General features: G+C 43.9%; 14 protein-coding genes. 7 read left to right on the top strand and 7 right to left on the bottom strand.

Annotated elements, in window-relative coordinates:
* Nucleotides 1-6 precede the first annotated feature (6 nt).
* Nucleotides 7-1,566 (top strand): DHA2 family efflux MFS transporter permease subunit, encoded by a 1,560-nt coding sequence (locus ACFFGT_RS08760; RefSeq protein WP_377022143.1) that lies wholly within the window; start codon nucleotides 7-9, stop codon nucleotides 1,564-1,566.
* 94 nt (nucleotides 1,567-1,660) lie between these two features.
* Here the strand turns inward: ACFFGT_RS08760 and ACFFGT_RS08755 are convergent, their stop codons facing one another.
* The 3 genes from ACFFGT_RS08755 to ACFFGT_RS08745 all read right to left on the bottom strand — a co-directional run bounded on the left by ACFFGT_RS08755 (nucleotide 1,661) and on the right by ACFFGT_RS08745 (nucleotide 4,210).
* Nucleotides 1,661-2,353 (bottom strand): type 1 glutamine amidotransferase domain-containing protein, encoded by a 693-nt coding sequence (locus ACFFGT_RS08755; RefSeq protein WP_377022142.1) that lies wholly within the window; start codon nucleotides 2,351-2,353, stop codon nucleotides 1,661-1,663.
* A gap of 95 nt (nucleotides 2,354-2,448) precedes the next feature.
* Entirely contained in the window at nucleotides 2,449-2,898 is a 450-nt protein-coding gene (locus tag ACFFGT_RS08750; protein ID WP_377022141.1) for an organic hydroperoxide resistance protein, read from the bottom strand.
* Between the two features lie 43 nt (nucleotides 2,899-2,941).
* Nucleotides 2,942-4,210, bottom strand: coding sequence for an epoxide hydrolase family protein (locus tag ACFFGT_RS08745; RefSeq protein WP_377022140.1), 1,269 nt, complete (start codon nucleotides 4,208-4,210; stop codon nucleotides 2,942-2,944).
* Between the two features lie 484 nt (nucleotides 4,211-4,694).
* Here ACFFGT_RS08745 and ACFFGT_RS08740 point away from each other — a divergent pair, with 484 nt between their 5' ends.
* Both ACFFGT_RS08740 and ACFFGT_RS08735 read left to right on the top strand, forming a co-directional pair.
* Nucleotides 4,695-6,218 (top strand): glycoside hydrolase family 32 protein, encoded by a 1,524-nt coding sequence (locus ACFFGT_RS08740; protein ID WP_377022139.1) that lies wholly within the window; start codon nucleotides 4,695-4,697, stop codon nucleotides 6,216-6,218.
* Between the two features lie 429 nt (nucleotides 6,219-6,647).
* Complete coding sequence (locus tag ACFFGT_RS08735) at nucleotides 6,648-9,029, top strand: ABC transporter permease (protein WP_377022138.1); 2,382 nt, start codon at nucleotides 6,648-6,650, stop codon at nucleotides 9,027-9,029.
* 139 nt (nucleotides 9,030-9,168) lie between these two features.
* Here ACFFGT_RS08735 and ACFFGT_RS08730 read toward each other — a convergent pair whose 3' ends face one another.
* The 4 genes from ACFFGT_RS08730 to ACFFGT_RS08715 all read right to left on the bottom strand — a co-directional run bounded on the left by ACFFGT_RS08730 (nucleotide 9,169) and on the right by ACFFGT_RS08715 (nucleotide 15,338).
* A complete protein-coding gene (locus tag ACFFGT_RS08730) occupies nucleotides 9,169-10,215 on the bottom strand; it encodes a DUF6807 domain-containing protein (protein ID WP_377022137.1) in 1,047 nt (348 codons plus the stop codon).
* 232 nt (nucleotides 10,216-10,447) lie between these two features.
* Nucleotides 10,448-11,803, bottom strand: a complete 1,356-nt coding sequence (locus tag ACFFGT_RS08725) for a Gfo/Idh/MocA family protein (protein ID WP_377022136.1) — start codon at nucleotides 11,801-11,803, stop codon at nucleotides 10,448-10,450.
* A 231-nt stretch (nucleotides 11,804-12,034) separates the two neighbouring features.
* Nucleotides 12,035-14,482, bottom strand: a complete 2,448-nt coding sequence (locus tag ACFFGT_RS08720) for a TonB-dependent receptor (protein WP_377022135.1) — start codon at nucleotides 14,480-14,482, stop codon at nucleotides 12,035-12,037.
* A 229-nt stretch (nucleotides 14,483-14,711) separates the two neighbouring features.
* The gene (locus tag ACFFGT_RS08715) at nucleotides 14,712-15,338 is read right to left on the bottom strand and encodes a MarR family winged helix-turn-helix transcriptional regulator (RefSeq protein ID WP_377022134.1); all 627 of its coding nucleotides are present in this window, start codon (nucleotides 15,336-15,338) and stop codon (nucleotides 14,712-14,714) included.
* Between the two features lie 125 nt (nucleotides 15,339-15,463).
* On the opposite strand from ACFFGT_RS08715, the gene ACFFGT_RS08710 reads away from it, so the two are divergent.
* The 4 genes from ACFFGT_RS08710 (at nucleotide 15,464) to ybiA (ending at nucleotide 17,819) form a co-directional block, all read left to right on the top strand.
* On the top strand, nucleotides 15,464-15,940 hold the full coding sequence (locus tag ACFFGT_RS08710; RefSeq protein ID WP_377022133.1) for a hypothetical protein: 477 nt from the start codon (nucleotides 15,464-15,466) through the stop codon (nucleotides 15,938-15,940).
* 53 nt (nucleotides 15,941-15,993) lie between these two features.
* Nucleotides 15,994-16,665 carry an NAD(P)-dependent oxidoreductase gene (locus ACFFGT_RS08705; RefSeq protein WP_377022132.1) on the top strand — a complete coding sequence of 224 codons (672 nt, stop codon included), beginning with the start codon at nucleotides 15,994-15,996 and terminating at the stop codon, nucleotides 16,663-16,665.
* A gap of 24 nt (nucleotides 16,666-16,689) precedes the next feature.
* Complete coding sequence (locus ACFFGT_RS08700; RefSeq protein WP_377022131.1) at nucleotides 16,690-17,070, top strand: DoxX family protein; 381 nt, start codon at nucleotides 16,690-16,692, stop codon at nucleotides 17,068-17,070.
* Between the two features lie 119 nt (nucleotides 17,071-17,189).
* Complete coding sequence (gene ybiA / locus ACFFGT_RS08695) at nucleotides 17,190-17,819, top strand: riboflavin biosynthesis intermediates N-glycosidase (protein ID WP_377022130.1); 630 nt, start codon at nucleotides 17,190-17,192, stop codon at nucleotides 17,817-17,819.
* The last annotated feature ends 19 nt before the right edge of the window (nucleotides 17,820-17,838 follow it).

Raw genomic sequence — 17,838 nt, 5'->3', positions numbered from 1 at the left:
TGCTTTATGGAAACAGGTTTCAGAAAATGGATCATTGTGGTGACGATTATCACCTCAACCATTATAGAGCTTATCGATACTACAATTGTGAATGTATCGATCAATACGATGAGCGGCAATTTAGGCGCGTCGCTTGAAGACACGGCCTGGGTTATTACTTCTTATGCTATAGCAAATGTGATCATCATCCCCATGACCAGCTTCCTGGCCGAGAAAATTGGCCGGAAGCAGTATTACATTAGCTCCATCCTTTTATTTACACTCGCTTCGGCGCTATGCGGGTTCTCACATAATCTTTGGGAACTTGTTGCCTTCCGGTTTTTGCAGGGCATAGGCGGCGGTGCGTTATTATCAACCTCACAGTCGATCCTGTTTGAAACTTTCCCGGTGAAGGAACGGGCAACGGCCAGCGGTATTTTCAGTCTCGGTATTATCATTGGCCCATCTATAGGCCCGGTAATGGGTGGTTATATTGTAGATAACTTGTCATGGCAATGGATTTTTTATGTAAATATCCCTATAGGGTTAATGGCTGCTTTGTTATCATACATTTACCTGAAACCCAGCAAGCCTTCAACCGATGGCCGGAGCATTGACTGGTTTGGGATTTTTTTACTGGCGGTAGGGGTTGGCTGCCTGCAGGTAGTGCTGGAAAGGGGCGAAACCGATGACTGGTTTGCTGCAGGTTATATCATTGTGCTCACTATACTTTCCGCTTTAAGTTTAGCAATACTGATCTGGTGGGAGCTCCGGATCGAACACCCTGTTATCAATCTGCGGGTACTGAAAAGTACAACTTTATCTATTTCGGCTATTATGACCTTTGTGCTGGGTTTTGGTTTATTCAGCGCCGTATTTGTTTTTCCATTGTATGCCCAGCGCATTATTGGCTACTCTGCTTTCCAAACAGGTACTATGCTGTTGCCCGGAACACTCATGGCTGCCATGATCTCGCCGTTTTTAGGTAAAATGCTTCAAAACGGGATCCGGCCTCAATATCTTATTATCCTGGGTTTCGGTTTATCGGCTGTTTTTGGTTTTATGATGTCGGGCTCGAACCTCGAAACCGGGGGCGCTTATTTTTTTATTCCCCTGATTTGCCGTGGTGTAGGAGCGGCACTGCTCATTGTACCGTTAACCGCGCTGGCTGTTTCAGAGCTTAAACCGTCCGATATTCCGCAGGGAGCAGCCCTAAATAACATGATGCGGCAAATGGGCGGCTCGTTCGGTATCGCGCTGATTAATACCTATATAGCGCACAGGGCGGCCGATAACCGGATGTCATTAATTACACACGTAACTGCTTCCGATCCACTTACCATAGCACGCCGGCAGTCCTTTATCAATAATTTTATAGCACATGGGGCCAACTATCTGCGTGCCCTGCAACAGTCAATCGGTGCTTTAGAAAACACAATTATCAGGCAAACTTACCTGCTTAGCTATATGGATGCTTTCCTGCTGCTGGCTATTTTAAATGCCTGTTGTATCCCTCTGGTGATCATGACAATAAAAAAGCGTGCCGCAGTAAAACCAGGTAAGGTAGAAGTGCCGGATGCACATTAACGATTGTATTTGTAAAGGCAGTGCGTAAATTTAGCTTTTATCGATAGCTAACATGAGGGGGATTATCTGCTGCGTTAGCTATCGATAGTTTAGCTCACAATCTTTCCGAATAATCAAGTAAGGTATCAGCAGCCAAAACAGATGAAGCCGGATTTTGGCCTGTGATCAACAAACCTTCGCGGGTTACAAAAGGCAACCAGTCTTCGCCTTTTTGAAAATTTGCGCCCCTTTCTTTCAGCATATCTTCTAACAGAAAGGGCACTACATTGGTCAGTTGCACGGCTTCCTCTTCGGTATTGGTAAAGGCGGCTACTCTTTTGCCTTTAACCAGCCATTCGCCATCCGGAGTTTTTACATTTTTTAAAGCTACAGGAGCATGACAAACCAGTGTAACCGGCTTCCCGTTATTGTAAAACGATTCTATAAGCTTTATAGAATGCTGATTGTCGGGCAAATCCCACATGGGGCCATGGCCACCAGGGTAAAATATAGCATCAAAGTCACTTTCTGAAACGGTGTTCAATGCTACTGTATTGCTTAGCTTATCCTGTGTTTCCTTATCGCTGTAATATCTCTTTGTAGCCTCGGTTTTATTTTCCGGAAGATCGCTTTTGGGGTCGATAGGGGCCTGGCCTCCTTTTGGGGATGCAATAACAATATGTTTTCCGAGATCATGAAATTTATAATAAGGTGCTGCGAATTCCTCAATCCACAGGCCTGTTTTTTTACCGGTGTTGCCCAACTCATCATGAGATGTAACAACAAACAGAATTTTATTGATCTTCATAATTTAACTGTTTATTTGGTTTAGTTTTTAGCCCTCCGGGCAATGAAGAAGCCCGCTTTATAACATCAGCGGGCTAATTTCTGACGATGTGTGGCTTAAAGCACAATAGTTTCCACTTTGATATTACCGTGTGTAGCTTTAGAGTAAGGGCAAGTCCCGTGTCCTGCCATCGCCAGGGCTTCAGCTGTTTCGCGGTCGACACCTGGCAGGCTGATGTTGAGACGTGCCTGCAAAGAATAGGCTTCGCCTGTAAGGCAAAGGTCTACTTCTGCATCAACAAAGGCATCTGCCGGAAACCTTATCTTCCTTTTGGCAGCCTCTATTTTCAGGGCGCTGAAGAAGCATGACGACCAGCCTGCGGCAAATAACTGCTCGGGGTTAGTTCCCTCGCCCGGGCCACCGGGGATTGAAAGTTTAATGTCCAGACGACCGTCTGAAGTGCGTGATGATCCGCCATCGCGGCCACCTGTGGTATGTGTTTTGGCAGTGTACACTACCTTTTCAGTTGGGGTGTCCACTTGTGGACTGGTGCTTTCTTTTTCCATTATTTTAAAGTTTTTTATAAACTGATATATATTATACTTTGAATTATCTAAGCGTTTTAAATGATGCCCGCATTTCTTCTGCAAATTTTTGGGGCTGTTCCCATGCTGCAAAGTGACCGCCTTTGTTAAGTTTGTTGTAATAGATCAATTTAGGATAAGCCCGTTCTGTCCAGCTTTTGGGCGCCTGGTAAAGCTCATCAGGAAAAGCGCTCACCGCAACAGGGATGGTGATACCCTTTGGCGCAAAAAAAGCAAGTTTGCTTTCCCAATAGAGGCGCGCCGACGAAGTGGCTGTACTTGTTAACCAATAAAGCGTAATATTGTCTAAAATGTCGTCTTTGGTTAAGCCTTCAGATTCGCCGTTGATAACGCGTGTCATGAGTGCAAGACTGACCCCATCGTGATCAAGCATCCAGGCGGCCAAGCCTATGGGCGAATCCTGGATTCCATATAAGGTCTGCGGCCGGTTAGCCATCTCGTTAGCATAACCCAGGCCGTGCTTGTAAAAAAAGTCGAGCTGGTCCCAGGCATGTTTCTCATCATCTGAAAGGCCTGACGGTTGTGGTTCGTTATACTGGAGTGCTTTAGCAACATCGGCCGGAACTGTGGCAGGCATATTGGTATGAATGCCAAGCAGGCCGGGAGGGGTTAGCAGCGCCATTTGTTCTGTAACAGCGTTGCCCCAGTCACCGCCCTGCGCTACAAACCGCGTATATCCCAAACGTTTCATCAGCACCACCCATGCCCTTGCAATATGTTGCGGGTCCCAGCCGGTTGCGGTTGGCTTACCCGAAAAGCCATATCCCGGAAGTGATGGAATAACCACATCAAAAGCATCCTCGGCCTTGCCTCCGTATGCGGTAGGATCAGTAAGGGGGCCGATAATTTTTAACTGTTCAATAATTGAACCCGGCCAGCCGTGTGTGATAATGATGGGTAAAGCGTTTTTGTGTTTCGACTTTACATGGATAAAATGAATGTCAAGCCCATCGATATTAGTGATGAATTGAGGAATGGCATTCATTTTTGCCTCACATTTTTGCCAATCATAGCTTGTGGCCCAGTATTGTGCTAAAGCCTGGATAGTGGCAAGCTGTACGCCCTGCGATTGGTCATTTACAGTTTCACGCTCCGGCCATTGTGTTGCTAAAATGCGGCGTTTAAGATCGGTAAGTTTCGCTTTCGGGATGTTTACGTGAAAGGGACGGATAGACTCATCTGACGACGCGTTTTGCGCACTACTCAGTGCACCTTGCGCTACAAGAGCACTTAAAATGATTGTACTAACAAGGATTTGGTTGGTCTTTTTCATGGTTTTAACGTTTTAGTTTCAACTCATTACTTATGAAACCATTTTCTATGCCATTTGTAAATATTTGATTATTAGCTGCGTGTGACCTGTTTTAAGATATTCTAAATCTTTGCATTTCGCAGAAAATGAAAACCGGTCACGAAATGTCGTGATGACAAATAGCATATTTTACAGATGGCTATTTTGCTGCCAGAAAAACTGCACTCTGCATCTTTTAGAAAATTAGCAATGAATACCTGCCAATTCCCCAAAATCAGATAAATTTCAGCAATGACCTATATAAACAAAATACCAGATGGTAAATTGCAGGCAGTTTTAATTTACAGAGAGCCGCTCTGAAACATTAAGGCAGGATACTATATGATAAAATTAAGATACCTGATTTTATGCCTGTTAGGAGCTGTTGCAAGTATAAGTTGCTTTGGTCGGGAGGTAAAGCAAAGCCAGCCAACAAATAATATTTAAGACTATTGAATTATAAAATATGAATAAAATTAAATTACTGTACCTGGGATTGATCACGATGACCGGGAGCGCGTTTGCCCAGGAAAAGGGAACACCTACACCACACTGGCGGCCTGCATACCATTTTACGCCGCAGGCCAACTGGACAAATGACCCAAACGGATTGATCTTTTTGAACGGCGAATTTAATTTATACTACCAGCACAATCCATTTGAAAATAAATGGGGGCACATGAGCTGGGGGCACGCCACCAGTAAGGACTTCATAACCTGGAAATATTTACCTGTGGCCATTCCCGAAGTTGTTACGAAAGATACTACCACCTGGATCTATTCAGGCTCGGTAGTACTGGATAAAAATAACACCAGCGGATTTGGTATAAACGGTAAGCCACCGCTCGTAGCCATTTTTACTGCCGATCAGCCCAAACAAAAAAAGGAATCACAGTTTATTGCCTATAGTAACGATGGCGGTTTAAGCTATAAGCAATACGCTAAAAATCCGGTTATCGATTTGAATATGCATGATTTTCGTGATCCAAACGTTTTTTGGCATGAGTCATCCAAACAATGGGTCATGACCGTATCGATGGTTGATGAGCATCTTGTGAGGTTTTATGGTTCCAAAAATTTAAAAGATTGGACTAAGCTAAGCGATTTCGGCCCGGCAGGTTTTACCAGAAACGGCTGGGAATGCCCGTCGTTATTACCGCTGGTGGTTGATGGTAATTCAGCAAATATCAAATGGGTGCTTTTTGTATCATCGGGTGGTGAACACGGCCCGCTGATCCAATATTTTGTTGGCGATTTTGACGGTACGACTTTCAAAAGTCTTAATGATAACAGCAAGGTGCTAAAGGTTGATTATGGCGATGCATTTTATGCGGCGATAGCCTGGCGGGACGCCCCGCAAAACAAAAAGATCCTGTTGGGCTGGCTACAAAACGGCGGACAGGAAACTTATCCATGGAAAGGGCAAATGTCTATCCCGCATGATCTTTCATTAAAAACAACCGATGATGGATTGGTACTTAACCAGTTGCCATCGGTATTTGTAACTAAGGCCTTGCCTGGATATGCCCGGGGAAAAGCTTTAGAAAAGAAGAATATTACAATCAGCGGTTCTGATCTGAAGCTACAGGGCGATGGAAATGCCTATTGGATAGATGCCGAGTTTGATATCAGGAGCGCAAAAAGGGTAGGGTTTAACTTAGTTGAAAAAGCAGGTACTGATAAAAAGGTAGTGGTTGGCTATGATGCCGAAAAACAACAGCTTTTTGTGGATTGTACAGGTTCAGAAAAAAACAATAAATCGCCCGAAAACCTGGTGCAAACGGCCCCTATGAAAGCGGTTGGCGGTATTGTTAAGATTAAGGTATTGGTTGACAGGTCATCACTGGAAGTATTTGGTAATGACGGTGAAAAGGTGATCTCAACAATGGTTTATCCTGATAAAGACGCAACAGGTTTATCTGCTTTTGCTGATGGCGAAGCCTTGATTAAAAGCTTAAAGATGTGGGATTTAAACCACGATCTTAAGTAATTTAATCTGTTCCTGATCTGATATAAAAGCCGGTGTAACGTGACTGATGCACCGGCTTTTATTTTGTATGACTTTTTCAAACTGCTTAGAAGCTGTCTGAATTTGATTTAATAGAAATAATATATCCCAAACCGTCATTGCGAGGTACGAAGCAATCCCCGATAAGCAGAGCCACTTTGTATAGTTTGGGATTGCTTCGTACCTCGCAATGACGATTTCTTTTTGTTTTTAGGCTGTTCTTAGCTGCAACTACACATAGATCATCGACTTTTTATAAGCGGACACCTACCGTTCGTATATGAACGGTTTTGCGCTTTTTGGTTTGTTGTAATTTATTGAATATTAGGTTGTTGTTGTTTTGGCATGTATGTTATGCAATTCCATGTAACAATTGTCTTCAATCATCAACGGCCAATTAAAATTATTGTTATGATCAAAAACTATCTGAAAATTGCCTGGCGTAACCTTATAAAAAACAAGGTTCACTCTGTTATCAATATTGCAGGATTATCTGTTGGTATGGCAGTAGCCATGCTGATAGGGCTTTGGATCTGGGACGAGCTCTCTTTTAATAACAATCATAAAAACCGCGGAACCATTGCCCAGGTAATCCAAAACGTTACCAACAATGGCGAAGAGCAAACCTGGCAATCTGTGCCGCTTCCGCTTGCGGCCGAGCTGCGGAAAAGCTATGGCAGTCTTTTTAAGCAGGTAGTAAACAGTGCCGGCTATGGCGATCACATGCTTGCGCTGGATAATAAAAAATTAACCCGTACCGGCGTGTTTATGGAAGCAGGCGGACCTGAAATGTTTACGCTGCAAATGGTGAAAGGCAATCGTAATGCCCTTACGGACCCTACTTCAATTTTAATATCGGCATCAACTTCAAAAGCCTACTTCGGCGATGCCGACCCGATAAACAAAACTTTAAAAATAGATAACCATTATAATGCAAAGGTGGCCGGTGTATTTGAAGATATGCCCCAGAATGCCACATTTGCCGGTCTTAGTTTTATTGCCCCCTGGGACATGGGTTTTACAGCTAATGATATCAAATCGATGAGTGAGCCATGGAGGCTCAACTTCTGTACCCTTTATGTGCAAACACAACCAAATGCTGATCTCACTGCTTTATCCTTAAAAATAAGAGATGCGAAGCTGCGTAATGTAAGCGCTGTACTTGCCAAAAAGAAGCCTGCGCTGTTTTTATTCCCTATGAACAAATGGCATTTGTACGATGAATTTAAAGACGGCAAAAATACAGGTGGTCGCATTCAATATGTATGGATGTTTGGCATAATCGGTGTTTTTGTATTGCTGCTGGCCTGCATCAACTTCATGAACCTGAGCACTGCACGGTCGGAGAAACGGGCGCGCGAAGTAGGGATTAGAAAAGCCATCGGCTCGGCCCGGAGCCAGCTTATTTACCAGTTCTTCAGTGAGTCGGTATTATGCGTTGCGCTGGCCTTTGTACTCTCATTGCTTATGGTGCAGTTAAGCTTGCCTCTTTTTAACGAAGTGGCAGAAAAGCAAATGACCATCCTTTGGGGCAGTGCTGTATTCTGGCTGCTGGGACTGGGCTTTACCTTGTTTACCGGGCTCATCGCAGGCAGCTATCCGGCGTTTTATTTGTCATCCTTTCAACCGGTAAAGGTGCTTAAAGGGGCGTTCAGGGCAGGAAAACTGGCGGCACTTCCCCGTAAGGTGCTTGTAGTGCTGCAGTTTACAGTGTCAATTACGCTGATTATTGGTACTATAGTAGTTTTCAGGCAAATCCAATTTGCAAAAGACCGCCCAGTTGGTTACAGTCGCGATGGCTTGTTAGCGGTTAACCCCGGTACCGACCAGGTTCATAAAAGTTTTACAGCAGTAAGGAACGAACTTTATAAAACCGGTGCAGTGGTTTCTGTTGCTGAAGGAGATGTAAACCCTACGCAAAACGCTGGCAGCACCAGCGCTATTGAATGGAAAGAGAAGGATCCGAACTTAAGTGTGGACTTTCAGCAAAATGGTGTTTCGGTTGATTACGGAAAAACCGCAGGCTGGCAATTTAAAGGAGGCCGGGATTTTTCTAAAGATTTTCTGACAGATTCATCAGCTGTGGTTGTTAACGAGTCGGCAATAAAGTTTATGGGAATGAAGAACCCCGTGGGTAACAGTATTACCTATTACGGGCATGCTTTCAAAATAATTGGTGTGATCAACGATATCATCGTCGATTCGCCATACGGACAGGTAAAGCCCTGCATTTATTTTTTTAATAAGGATGCTGCCGGTACAGTATTGCTACGCATAAATCCCAAAATGAGCGCGGGAAAAGCTATTGAAAGTATCCAGCAGGTTTTTAAACAATTCAATCCTGAACAACCTTTTCAATACAGCTTTGTAGATACGGCATATGCTCAAAAATTCGGTAATGAGCAGCGCATAGGCAAGCTGGCCGGGTTCTTTGCTGCACTGGCTATCTTTATCAGCTGCCTGGGTTTATTTGGCATGGCATCCTTCATGGCCGAGCAACGTGTAAAAGAGATAGGTGTACGGAAAGTGCTTGGCGCAACCGTTTTCAACCTTTGGCGGTTGTTAACTGCTGATTTTATAGTTTTAGTATTTATCTCGCTCCTGGTAGCCACGCCAATAGCAATATATATGATGAATAGCTGGCTGCAGCATTTCGATTACCGGTCGGGAATTTCGCCGTGGGTATTTGTATTAACCGGTATCACAGCGTTGGTTATCACCATGCTTACAGTAAGTATCCAAACAATAAAAGCAGCGTTGACAAGCCCGGTTAAAAGTTTGAAAAGCGAATAGGTATGATACAATCATTTGCACCAGCGGTGCAAATGATTGTAAAAACGAATAAAAAAATTGTCATTTCGAACGAACCTGTTGGGGCAATGTGTGTGGGTGAGGAGAAATCTTCTACGCCTTGAAAGCTGACTTGAATGGTTTACCTCATTTTCCCAAAAGCTGCGGCCTCCTCATTTAATTGGGCGCTGCTATTGGTTTGTTTGCCATTGTGTATAATAATACGGTACCTGAATGTTACCGATTCGCCTTTCTTTAAAGTAAGGTTCTTTTCCGATTTACCATTGGTAAATATCTTTTCGCCCAGCGGATTGGCGGCAAATAAACCGTAGCCGCGCGCATGCCAAAAAGTAGGGTAATTAGGGTTTTGCGGATGATCAATAATAGCAATGCTTACCGAATCTGCTCCCATTTTGCCGTATACCTTGCACCATACGCCGCGGGTGCTCCATGCATCATTACCGGCTTTGCCTGCGCTGGTGAGGTAAGTGCCGTTGGCTACTTTATCGGCGCCGCCTTTTACTACGGTTATATTGCCCTTATCATCTGTGAATTTCTGGTCGGCAGTATCCGGGATTTGCAGCTCATGGGCCAGGCGCAAGCCAAGCATCCCATCTTTGGCATCTTTAAAAAAGGCATCCATATCTGCAGTTAGTGTAGTTATACGGTCAATGATGCGTTCCTGCCCGTTCCCGCTAAATTCAAAACGGGTGTTCTCTTCCAGTATCACCTGTTTTTGCTGGTTTGTCCAGTTGGCGTGGTAGGCCAGTATGCCTTTTGTTCCGTTCTCCATTTTCAGGATCCGGTCGGTACGGATCCAGCCGTAGCCGCTCTTTTTAGCAGCGGGGATAGCGTAGGAGTTATTCCAGAAATCGAGCCCGTTCAGGTTTTCAAAATTAAACCATAAACCAATATGGTGCGGATGATCTGTAGGATCGCCCGGGCGTGTAGCCAATGGAAAGCCGCGCGTTACCAGCGTACCGCCTGCCGAACGGATTGGATAAAGCACCGGCTTCTCCAAAGTATCGGGGTACAGGAAACTGGTGAATGGTTTTCCACCAATCAGGATATCTATTTTATTATTTGCCGTTTTAATGATTGTTACCGGCTCGGCTTTTTGTGCTTGTACCATTTGTAGCAGCAGGATATTGGCGGCAAAGGCAAGGCCCCATTTTTTTATGTTTTTCATTGTTTGATGTAAGGTTACACAGGGTTATGTATTATCGGTAACAAAGAGTCTTAATGTTCAGGCGGTTTTTTATTCCCTCCTTCAGGAGGGGTGCGTTGGGAATGTGTGGTGGCGGGGAGGGGTTTATACGACATTTCAAACGAATGATCTGGCTGATGAAACCCCTCCCTGCACCCTCCCAGGGGAGGGAATCGCACAATTCCCCGCTTTTATTTCTTCCGAATATCTATTATCAATATTTAAACACCTTCCCGTTAGCCATTACCTCTTGTGTGCCTTCATCAAAAGTAGCCTTGTAGCCGGTATGTACCGCTGCATTAGTCATGATATTGGCTATGGAATGGCTGTAACCTGCTTCAACCGGCGCATTGGGTTGTTTGCGGCTGCGCACGCATTCCATCCAGTTACGTACATGGTTTGAGGTAAGGATATCGCCCCCGGTATTGGCCGATGCTACAACTTTTTCGGTATTGGCCAGGCTAAGCTCTGGTAGCAGATTGGCGTTCATGTGCATAGCATCAGCCATTTTCTGAGTAAGGCCGCCTTCGGGCGATACCTTGTTGGTATTAAGGTTAAGTTCGCCGCCGTTAGAGTAGTAGATCTCGGCCGGATGCTCATCGCCATTATGCATCCGCGAACCAAAAGTAACCTGGAAACCGGTTGAAGGATCATCAAGCGGACCGTAATCAAACGCGGCCAATATGGTATCCCAGTTGCGGCGCCCGTCTTTCCACATATAAATGCCGCCATTGGCAACTACGCTGCGCGGGTGTTTTAAACCGCTGAACCAGTGTACGGTATCAATCTGGTGGCTCATCCACTGACCAGCTAATCCCGATGAGTATGGCCAGAACAAACGATACTCCAGGTATTTACGCGGATCAAAATCCTCGTAAGGGCGGTTCATAATAAAACGTTTCCAGTCGGTATCCTGTTCCTTAAGCTGGCTCAATAGTTCGGGCCTGCGCCAGCGTCCGGGCTGGTTCACATTCCAGGTAAGCTCAACCATAGTGATAGGGCCAAACTTACCCGAACGGATAAAATCATTGGCGGCATGATAATTAGCGCCGCTCCGGCGTTGCGAACCGATCTGCACAATCTTACCCGATTCCTTTACCGCTTTTAAGGCGGCTTTGTTATCTTCCATGGTTTCGGCAAAAGGCTTTTCTACATAAGCATCGCAGCCAGCTTTTACCGCTTCAATACAATGACGCGCATGCTGAAAATCGGCAGTGCTGATGAACACGGCATCCACCGTTTTGCTGTCGTACAATTCCTCGTTATTGCGGTAGGCTTTTACATCATGCTGCATTTTATCCTTCCACAGGGCTGCGCCTTCCTCACGCCGTTTGTTCCAGATATCAGAAACCGCAACCACATCAAAATTGAGCTCCTTGTAATGGTTCATGAAGCTGGGTACGTGCGAGCTTTTGTGCCTGTCTGAAAAGCCTATCACCCCAACTCTAACACGGTCATTAGCGCCAATGATACGCTTATAACTTTGTGCGCTCCAGCTTTTGGGGGCAAACATGATCCCGGCCCCGGCCAATGCGGCCTGCCTGATAAAAGTACGGCGTGATTTTTCCATGTGGTAAATAGTTTGATTTGCAGGTTGTTTTTCTGTGCAAAAAACGCGGGCATTTCACCTTGGCGAAGGCCTGTATTTTTTGCTGATTAAAAGGTAAATTGGTAAAGCCGGCACTTATGCACGACTAAACCAAATATCGAAGAAATGGATTAAAAAGCAATAACGTTTTTAACTGTTAATGTAACAATAATACTGCGGGAGCAGTGATAAGAAATGATTAGCCTGTTTCGGTTAATGCGCCCTGCCTTGTTCGCTTTCGGCGCCGCCGGTATCCCGTTTAGGGGCCGAATGGGTTAAGTTACCGAGATTATAGGTAAACGCCAGGGTTGCCACTTGTGTATCCACAAAATTGTGATAGGTTGCGGTAGCGCCCACAATATTGGTAATGGTACCGCTTGGACTAAACGATTTAAAAACGTCGCGCATATTTAGCTTGATGGATCCCTTGTTGTTCAGGATCTTTTTCTGGATAGCCGCGTTGAGCATGCCGGTAGGAATAGAAACAAACTGGCCGTAAGTGCCGCTGGTATTATAAAAACCGCTTAATTCGGCACTCCAGCTTTTTGATATGGTAAACTGGTTGTTTCCATTGGCTGAAAATGTATATTTTGACTGATGGAGACGGCCCGTGTAAAATTCGCCCTGGTAAGTATTATTGTATACCTCGGTATACAGGTTAACCGACCACCATTTGGCTGGCTGAAAATTGGTATTGACCGAAAAATCCAGCGTTTTTTGCTGCCCTATGTTGCCGGTGGTGCTGATAAAGATGTTGCCGTTTTTGTGAATGGTTTCATTCTGTACATCGGTTGTATAATTATAGGCTACAGCAAAGGTAAACAGGCTCCTGTAACTATAGGCCAGTTTGTAATTATCGGTAAACTGGGGCTTCAGAAAGGGGTTGCCGGAAAAATAGGTATACTCATCCACAAAAAAAGTGAAGGGGTTTAAACTCCCATAATTAGGCCTGCCTATGCGACGGCCGTATGAAAGAACCAGCACCTTGTGCCCGGCCGTATCCAGATTGTACGAAAAATAAGCAGTTGGAAAAAGATTGGTGTAATGATTGGCAAATGATGAGTCGGGCTTTTGTGCATTCCCTAACTGGTGGCCAATGCCATTGGTATTCTCGGCCCGTAAGCCCGTTTGTAATGAAAACCGGCCCAGGGTTTTATTAAAATTAATGTATGCCGCATTGATATTCTCTTTATATAAAAACCGGTTGGTATTGTTGTAATCAATAGTGCTTTCACCATCAATCACATTAAAATAATTGGCGGCATTATCGGTATTTACATAGCTGCTTTTAATGCCGGCCTCCAGTTTGGCTTTGCCTTTAAGCGGATGGGAATAATCGGCCTTGGCAGAGTAAATATTGATGGTTGAAGGCAGGTCATCATGGAGTGTACGTGAATTGGTTAAAGTGCCGTCGGGTAAATAGGTATCATTCACAAATAACTGGTTTCCGCCCGATACATCGCGGATGTAATCCAGGTCAAAAGTAAGCGTCCGGCCGGTGCTGTCATACTTATGGGTATAATTTAGATTGATGCCCTTACTGTCAAATTTGTTTTTGGACGTATTCATGGTATTGATAGTCGAGTCCAATCCGCCGTTTTGGCCATATAACAAACTGTATACCGGGCTGTTATCATGGTCGCGGGATATGGTTCCGGTAAATACCACACCCCAGGTAGTTTTGGGCGAAACGTAATAATCCATTCCGGCCTTAATATTGGTATTGTTGCTTATAGGCCTGAAATACGAAATATCCTTTAATGAGGAAGTTTGTACACCGTTTTCATCAAAATAATTCCGGTCAATTTCAAGTCTCCTGTATGTATGTTGCCCGTTATAAGCGAGGTTAGCAAACAGGTTAACCTTGTTGATGCGATAATTGAGGTTAATGCTCTCATCGGTACGGCTATAAAAGCCCTGCGCATAATCGGCAGATATTACAGCATTAAATCCCTTGATGGTGTTTTTCTTGGTTTTAATGTTGATCACGCCTGCATTGCCGGCAGCATCATACTTAGCCGGCGGGTTATCCATCAGCTCGATCTGATCCAATGCCGAAGAGGGTAAAGAACGCAGGTAAGTAGCCAGGTTTGAGGCCGAAAGGTAAGTAGGTTTATCATCTATCATTACCAATACGCCGCTTTTTCCCTTAAAAGTGATATTACCATCAGCATCTATCTGCACGCCCGGGGTTTTTGATAGTACTTCCAGTGCATTAGCGCCGGTATTGGATATCAGCGCGCCCACATTAACTACTGTGCGGTCGATTTTTTGCTGGATATATGATTTTTTAGCGGTCACGGCTACTTCATTCAGGGCTTTGCCTGCCGTTGCTAAAATAATTGCCGGTAAGTTAACCGGTTTTTGCCGGCTGATAACAGGCTCGCTGCGGTAGCTTTTATAGCCTATATAGGTTGCTTTTATGATATAGGTATTGTCTTTTAAGTTTTGAAAAGTAAAGCTGCCATCCTTGTTGGCAAGCAGGGTACTTACCACTGCCGAATCTTTTGCAACGAGCAGGGTCACAGTTGCACCATCAAGCGGTTTTTTAGCATCATCTAAAACAGTGCCCGAGATTTTACCTCCTGTGGTTTGTGCATTGGCAAGGTTGAATATTAAAAAGGTGAACAAGGTTAAAAGAAATGCCTGAATCAGTCTCATAATATATAAGACCTCGTTTTGCCGGATATAGTTACAGGGAAATTATAAATTTAAAATGCGATTATAAAAATCAACTAATAGGATAAGTTATTCAATGCAGGCGCAGGGCATTAATTTGCAGCCCGGATCATAGATGAGCTTATTAAGATGAGCTTATTAATAGGGCAGAGGAATTACAGGTTGGTCCAAATACAGGATACTATCGCAACTAAACCTGCAAATGATTAAGTTACGTGATGTTTTCCTGATAAATATCATCAAAAGGTTTATTTTTTTGTTTCTGATACATACCCGAAAATCGCTTATCAATTGGTTTAAGCAGTTGAATGCATAACAGCTTATCTCCATCGCTTAGGTCATGCAGCATCATATAGGCTACTTTCTGCACCTGTTCTTTCGCCGTTTGGAGTGCTTTCTCACCTTTCGGGGTTACTTTTAGTCTTTTTACTCTTTTATCGTCGATGTCTTCATCCTCAGTAACAAGTCCTCTTTTTTTCATCCTGATCAACATATTGGTACCGCTGGATAATTCAATGATGTTGTTGTAAATGGCTTCAGATTTAATCGGGTTGCCCATATTGTGGATAGTTACGAGGATGCCGAACTCCTCGATCTGGTCGAAACCTGTACCCTCGAGTGCCTTGTTTGAGTAAGCCATATGGAACTTGCCTATCCTCCTCAACAGGATCAATAGCCGCCCGTCCAGTGGAGGTATCAATTTCCCTTCCTGTTCAACAGCGGGTACTGGCTTCTCTGCTATAGCCAGTTGATAACGAAAAAAGTCTTCTAAAGAGGCTTTAGGGAATTGTTCTTCAAAAGCCCCCCATTGCATAACCAGTTCTACAGTTTTATTCATTTTAAACCATTTGGAAGCAAATTTATGTAAAAAGCATTTAGTATTTGTTTTTTAAAACCAAATGGTATAATATTGTATTAAATTAAAACCATTTGGTTTTAATTTAAACTTTTAAACGACAACTGATGAACACAACAATTTTATTATCAAGCCTGCTGATTGTGCATCTGGCGGCATTGGTGGTTATGGCCGGGACCACCCTGATCGATTACTTTGGTTATCAAACCTTTTGGAAGCTTTATGACCGCGAACGGGAGAAGTCGTCCGGCGTTTTACTGTTCCTTAATAAGTTTTCCCGCCTGATAGGTATTGGTGCTGCTTTGCTGGTACTTAGCGGAATAGGTATGATGGCCTTAACCCATGGCGTTTTTGGCGAACAACTCTGGTTCAGGATAAAATTCGGGTTTGTGCTGGTATTGATTGCCAATGGGATATTGGTAGGGCGGCGGCAGGGATTAAAATTGCGAAAAGCCATTGATCTTAACGAAGCCGGGCTGCCGCAACTAATGGACAGGATCAGGGGGAACCTGAAAAGGTTTCATATAGCCCAGCTGTTCATCTTCTTTATTATTATCCTGTTAAGCATATTCAAGTTCAATTGATTTTAAGACTGCAATACAGGTACCAGGAAACGGATTAAATAAATCAATTCATTATGAAACAGGAACAAGCATTATCATCTTTTCATATTTTAATATTAGGCGGCAATGGCGGTATTGGCAAGCAGTGCATCAATGAGGCGCTTGCTAATGGCCATTATGTTACGGCCGTACTGCGCACACCTTCCAAACTCGATCTCGCTCATCCTAATCTGAAGATCGTTAAAGGAGACGTTACTGATCCGTTATCATTTATTGAATATGTCGGGCATTCAAACGCGGTGATATCGGCGATTGGTGTTAGCGGTGGAATTACCGGCGATAAACCGACAAGCCTTTATTCTGAAGGTGCGGTTAATATTTTAGGGGCCATGCAAAAGGTTGGTGTGAAACGTGTGTTTTTTATTTCTGCTTCAGCCCTTGATGTTAGTCCTGTGCTTCCTCTGTTTGCCAGGTTGCTTGCCAGGTATGTGATCCAAAAGCTGCTGAAATATATGTATGCTGATCTGAGGATTATGGAAACGAGGGTTAAGGAAAGCGGGCTGGACTGGACCATCATTCGGCCTCCTCAACTGGTAGACAAGCCCACAACCGGAAATTATAGGATAGCACTCAATACCTTTTTGAAAAATGGCCTGAAAATCTCCCGGGCGGATGTTGCTCATTTTATAATTGCCAATATAGCTAATGAGGAAACTTATAAAGCTACTGTTGAGATTGCTTATTAACCGGAGATAAAATACATACAAAACATGAACAACAATAAAAAAACAGGATACTGGTTTGTCAGGGGATTTATCAGTTTCTTTATGCTTTTCAGTGCTTATTTTTCTTACTCCCATGCCCGCGATCTGCAAATTCTTGGCTTTCCTGATTATTTTAGGATTGAATTGGTAACAGCAAAAGTAATTGGTGCTATTGTATTGCTGGTGCCCCGGGTTCCGGTGCGTATAAAGGAGTGGGTGTATGCGGGGTTTATTATCGCCATGGTGTCTGCACTAATTGCCCATATCTGTAGTCATGATCCGGCTTCGAAGGTTGTTTTCGTATCGGTTGATCTCGTGCTGATCCTGCTTTCAATCCGGTTCGTTTCCAGGCGGGATTATGCAGAGATTGTCAATCCAAAAATGTAGCGTAGGTTTAGTAATGCATCATTATTCAACCTGGTAATAGTAAATACCGGTTGCTACAATATGTTTTAAAGTGTTATTTTGAACGAAAATAAAATTCGCCTTATTGCAATTAATAAATTATGGAAGAAATTAAATTTTTTAAGCCATCGGAACCTTACGGCGAATTTTCTAACTTTTACTATACCCCTGTAATTCTGTTGAATGAAATCTGGCCCACGGTTGAGCATTATGTTCAATCGATAAAGTTTGAAGATGTTAATTTATGGGACCGGATTAAGGTAATGAAAGCACCGCAGGATGTAGCAAATTTGAGCTCGAAGCTTCAACACAAGCTAAGGCCTGATTGGGAAGATGTGAAGGATGCGATCATGCTAAAAGCGGTAAAGGCGAAATTTTTCCAGCATCACCGGTTAAAAAAGATCCTGTTAGAGACGGGCGATGCTACGATTATACAACATAACCCTAATGACAATTATTGGGCCGATGGCGGGGATGGTACCGGTAAAAATAAGCTTGGGTTAATTTTAATGCATGTAAGGGAGCAACTGCTTGAAATTTCAAAAGACCCGGACCTGATTTTACCACCCTGGATAATGTTCCCTAATAATGACAGGGGAGGAATGTTCTGGAATATGGGCTGGGGTGAAGACTATATTATGGAATGGTCGCGTTTTGTTGACCAGTTTGGGGCAGAAGCATACAGGAACCTCTTTCCGGAACCTTTGGATTGGGAGGGTACTTATAATTGATTTTGCTGAAACGCAAGAA

Origin of the sequence: Mucilaginibacter angelicae (genome assembly GCF_042434235.1) — a bacterium.
Taxonomy (GTDB): Bacteria; Bacteroidota; Bacteroidia; order Sphingobacteriales; family Sphingobacteriaceae; genus Mucilaginibacter; species Mucilaginibacter angelicae.
Note: the sequence above shows the minus strand (reverse complement) of the source record. Positions and strands in the feature narration are given on the sequence as shown.

Bases quoted from the DNA above. Each gene is read 5' to 3' on its own strand.
- ACFFGT_RS08730 (WP_377022137.1), bottom strand. From the start codon at position 10,215: ATGAAAAACATAAAAAAATGGGGCCTTGCCTTTGCCGCCAATATCCTG.
- ACFFGT_RS08720 (WP_377022135.1), bottom strand. From the start codon at position 14,482: ATGAGACTGATTCAGGCATTTCTTTTAACCTTGTTCACCTTTTTAATA.
- ACFFGT_RS08740 (WP_377022139.1), top strand. From the start codon at position 4,695: ATGAATAAAATTAAATTACTGTACCTGGGATTGATCACGATGACCGGG.
- ACFFGT_RS08750 (WP_377022141.1), bottom strand. From the start codon at position 2,898: ATGGAAAAAGAAAGCACCAGTCCACAAGTGGACACCCCAACTGAAAAG.
- ACFFGT_RS08710 (WP_377022133.1), top strand. From the start codon at position 15,464: ATGAACACAACAATTTTATTATCAAGCCTGCTGATTGTGCATCTGGCG.
- ACFFGT_RS08725 (WP_377022136.1), bottom strand. From the start codon at position 11,803: ATGGAAAAATCACGCCGTACTTTTATCAGGCAGGCCGCATTGGCCGGG.
- ACFFGT_RS08755 (WP_377022142.1), bottom strand. From the start codon at position 2,353: ATGAAGATCAATAAAATTCTGTTTGTTGTTACATCTCATGATGAGTTG.
- ACFFGT_RS08715 (WP_377022134.1), bottom strand. From the start codon at position 15,338: ATGAATAAAACTGTAGAACTGGTTATGCAATGGGGGGCTTTTGAAGAA.
- ACFFGT_RS08735 (WP_377022138.1), top strand. From the start codon at position 6,648: ATGATCAAAAACTATCTGAAAATTGCCTGGCGTAACCTTATAAAAAAC.
- ybiA (WP_377022130.1), top strand. From the start codon at position 17,190: ATGGAAGAAATTAAATTTTTTAAGCCATCGGAACCTTACGGCGAATTT.
- ACFFGT_RS08760 (WP_377022143.1), top strand. From the start codon at position 7: ATGGAAACAGGTTTCAGAAAATGGATCATTGTGGTGACGATTATCACC.
- ACFFGT_RS08700 (WP_377022131.1), top strand. From the start codon at position 16,690: ATGAACAACAATAAAAAAACAGGATACTGGTTTGTCAGGGGATTTATC.
- ACFFGT_RS08745 (WP_377022140.1), bottom strand. From the start codon at position 4,210: ATGAAAAAGACCAACCAAATCCTTGTTAGTACAATCATTTTAAGTGCT.
- ACFFGT_RS08705 (WP_377022132.1), top strand. From the start codon at position 15,994: ATGAAACAGGAACAAGCATTATCATCTTTTCATATTTTAATATTAGGC.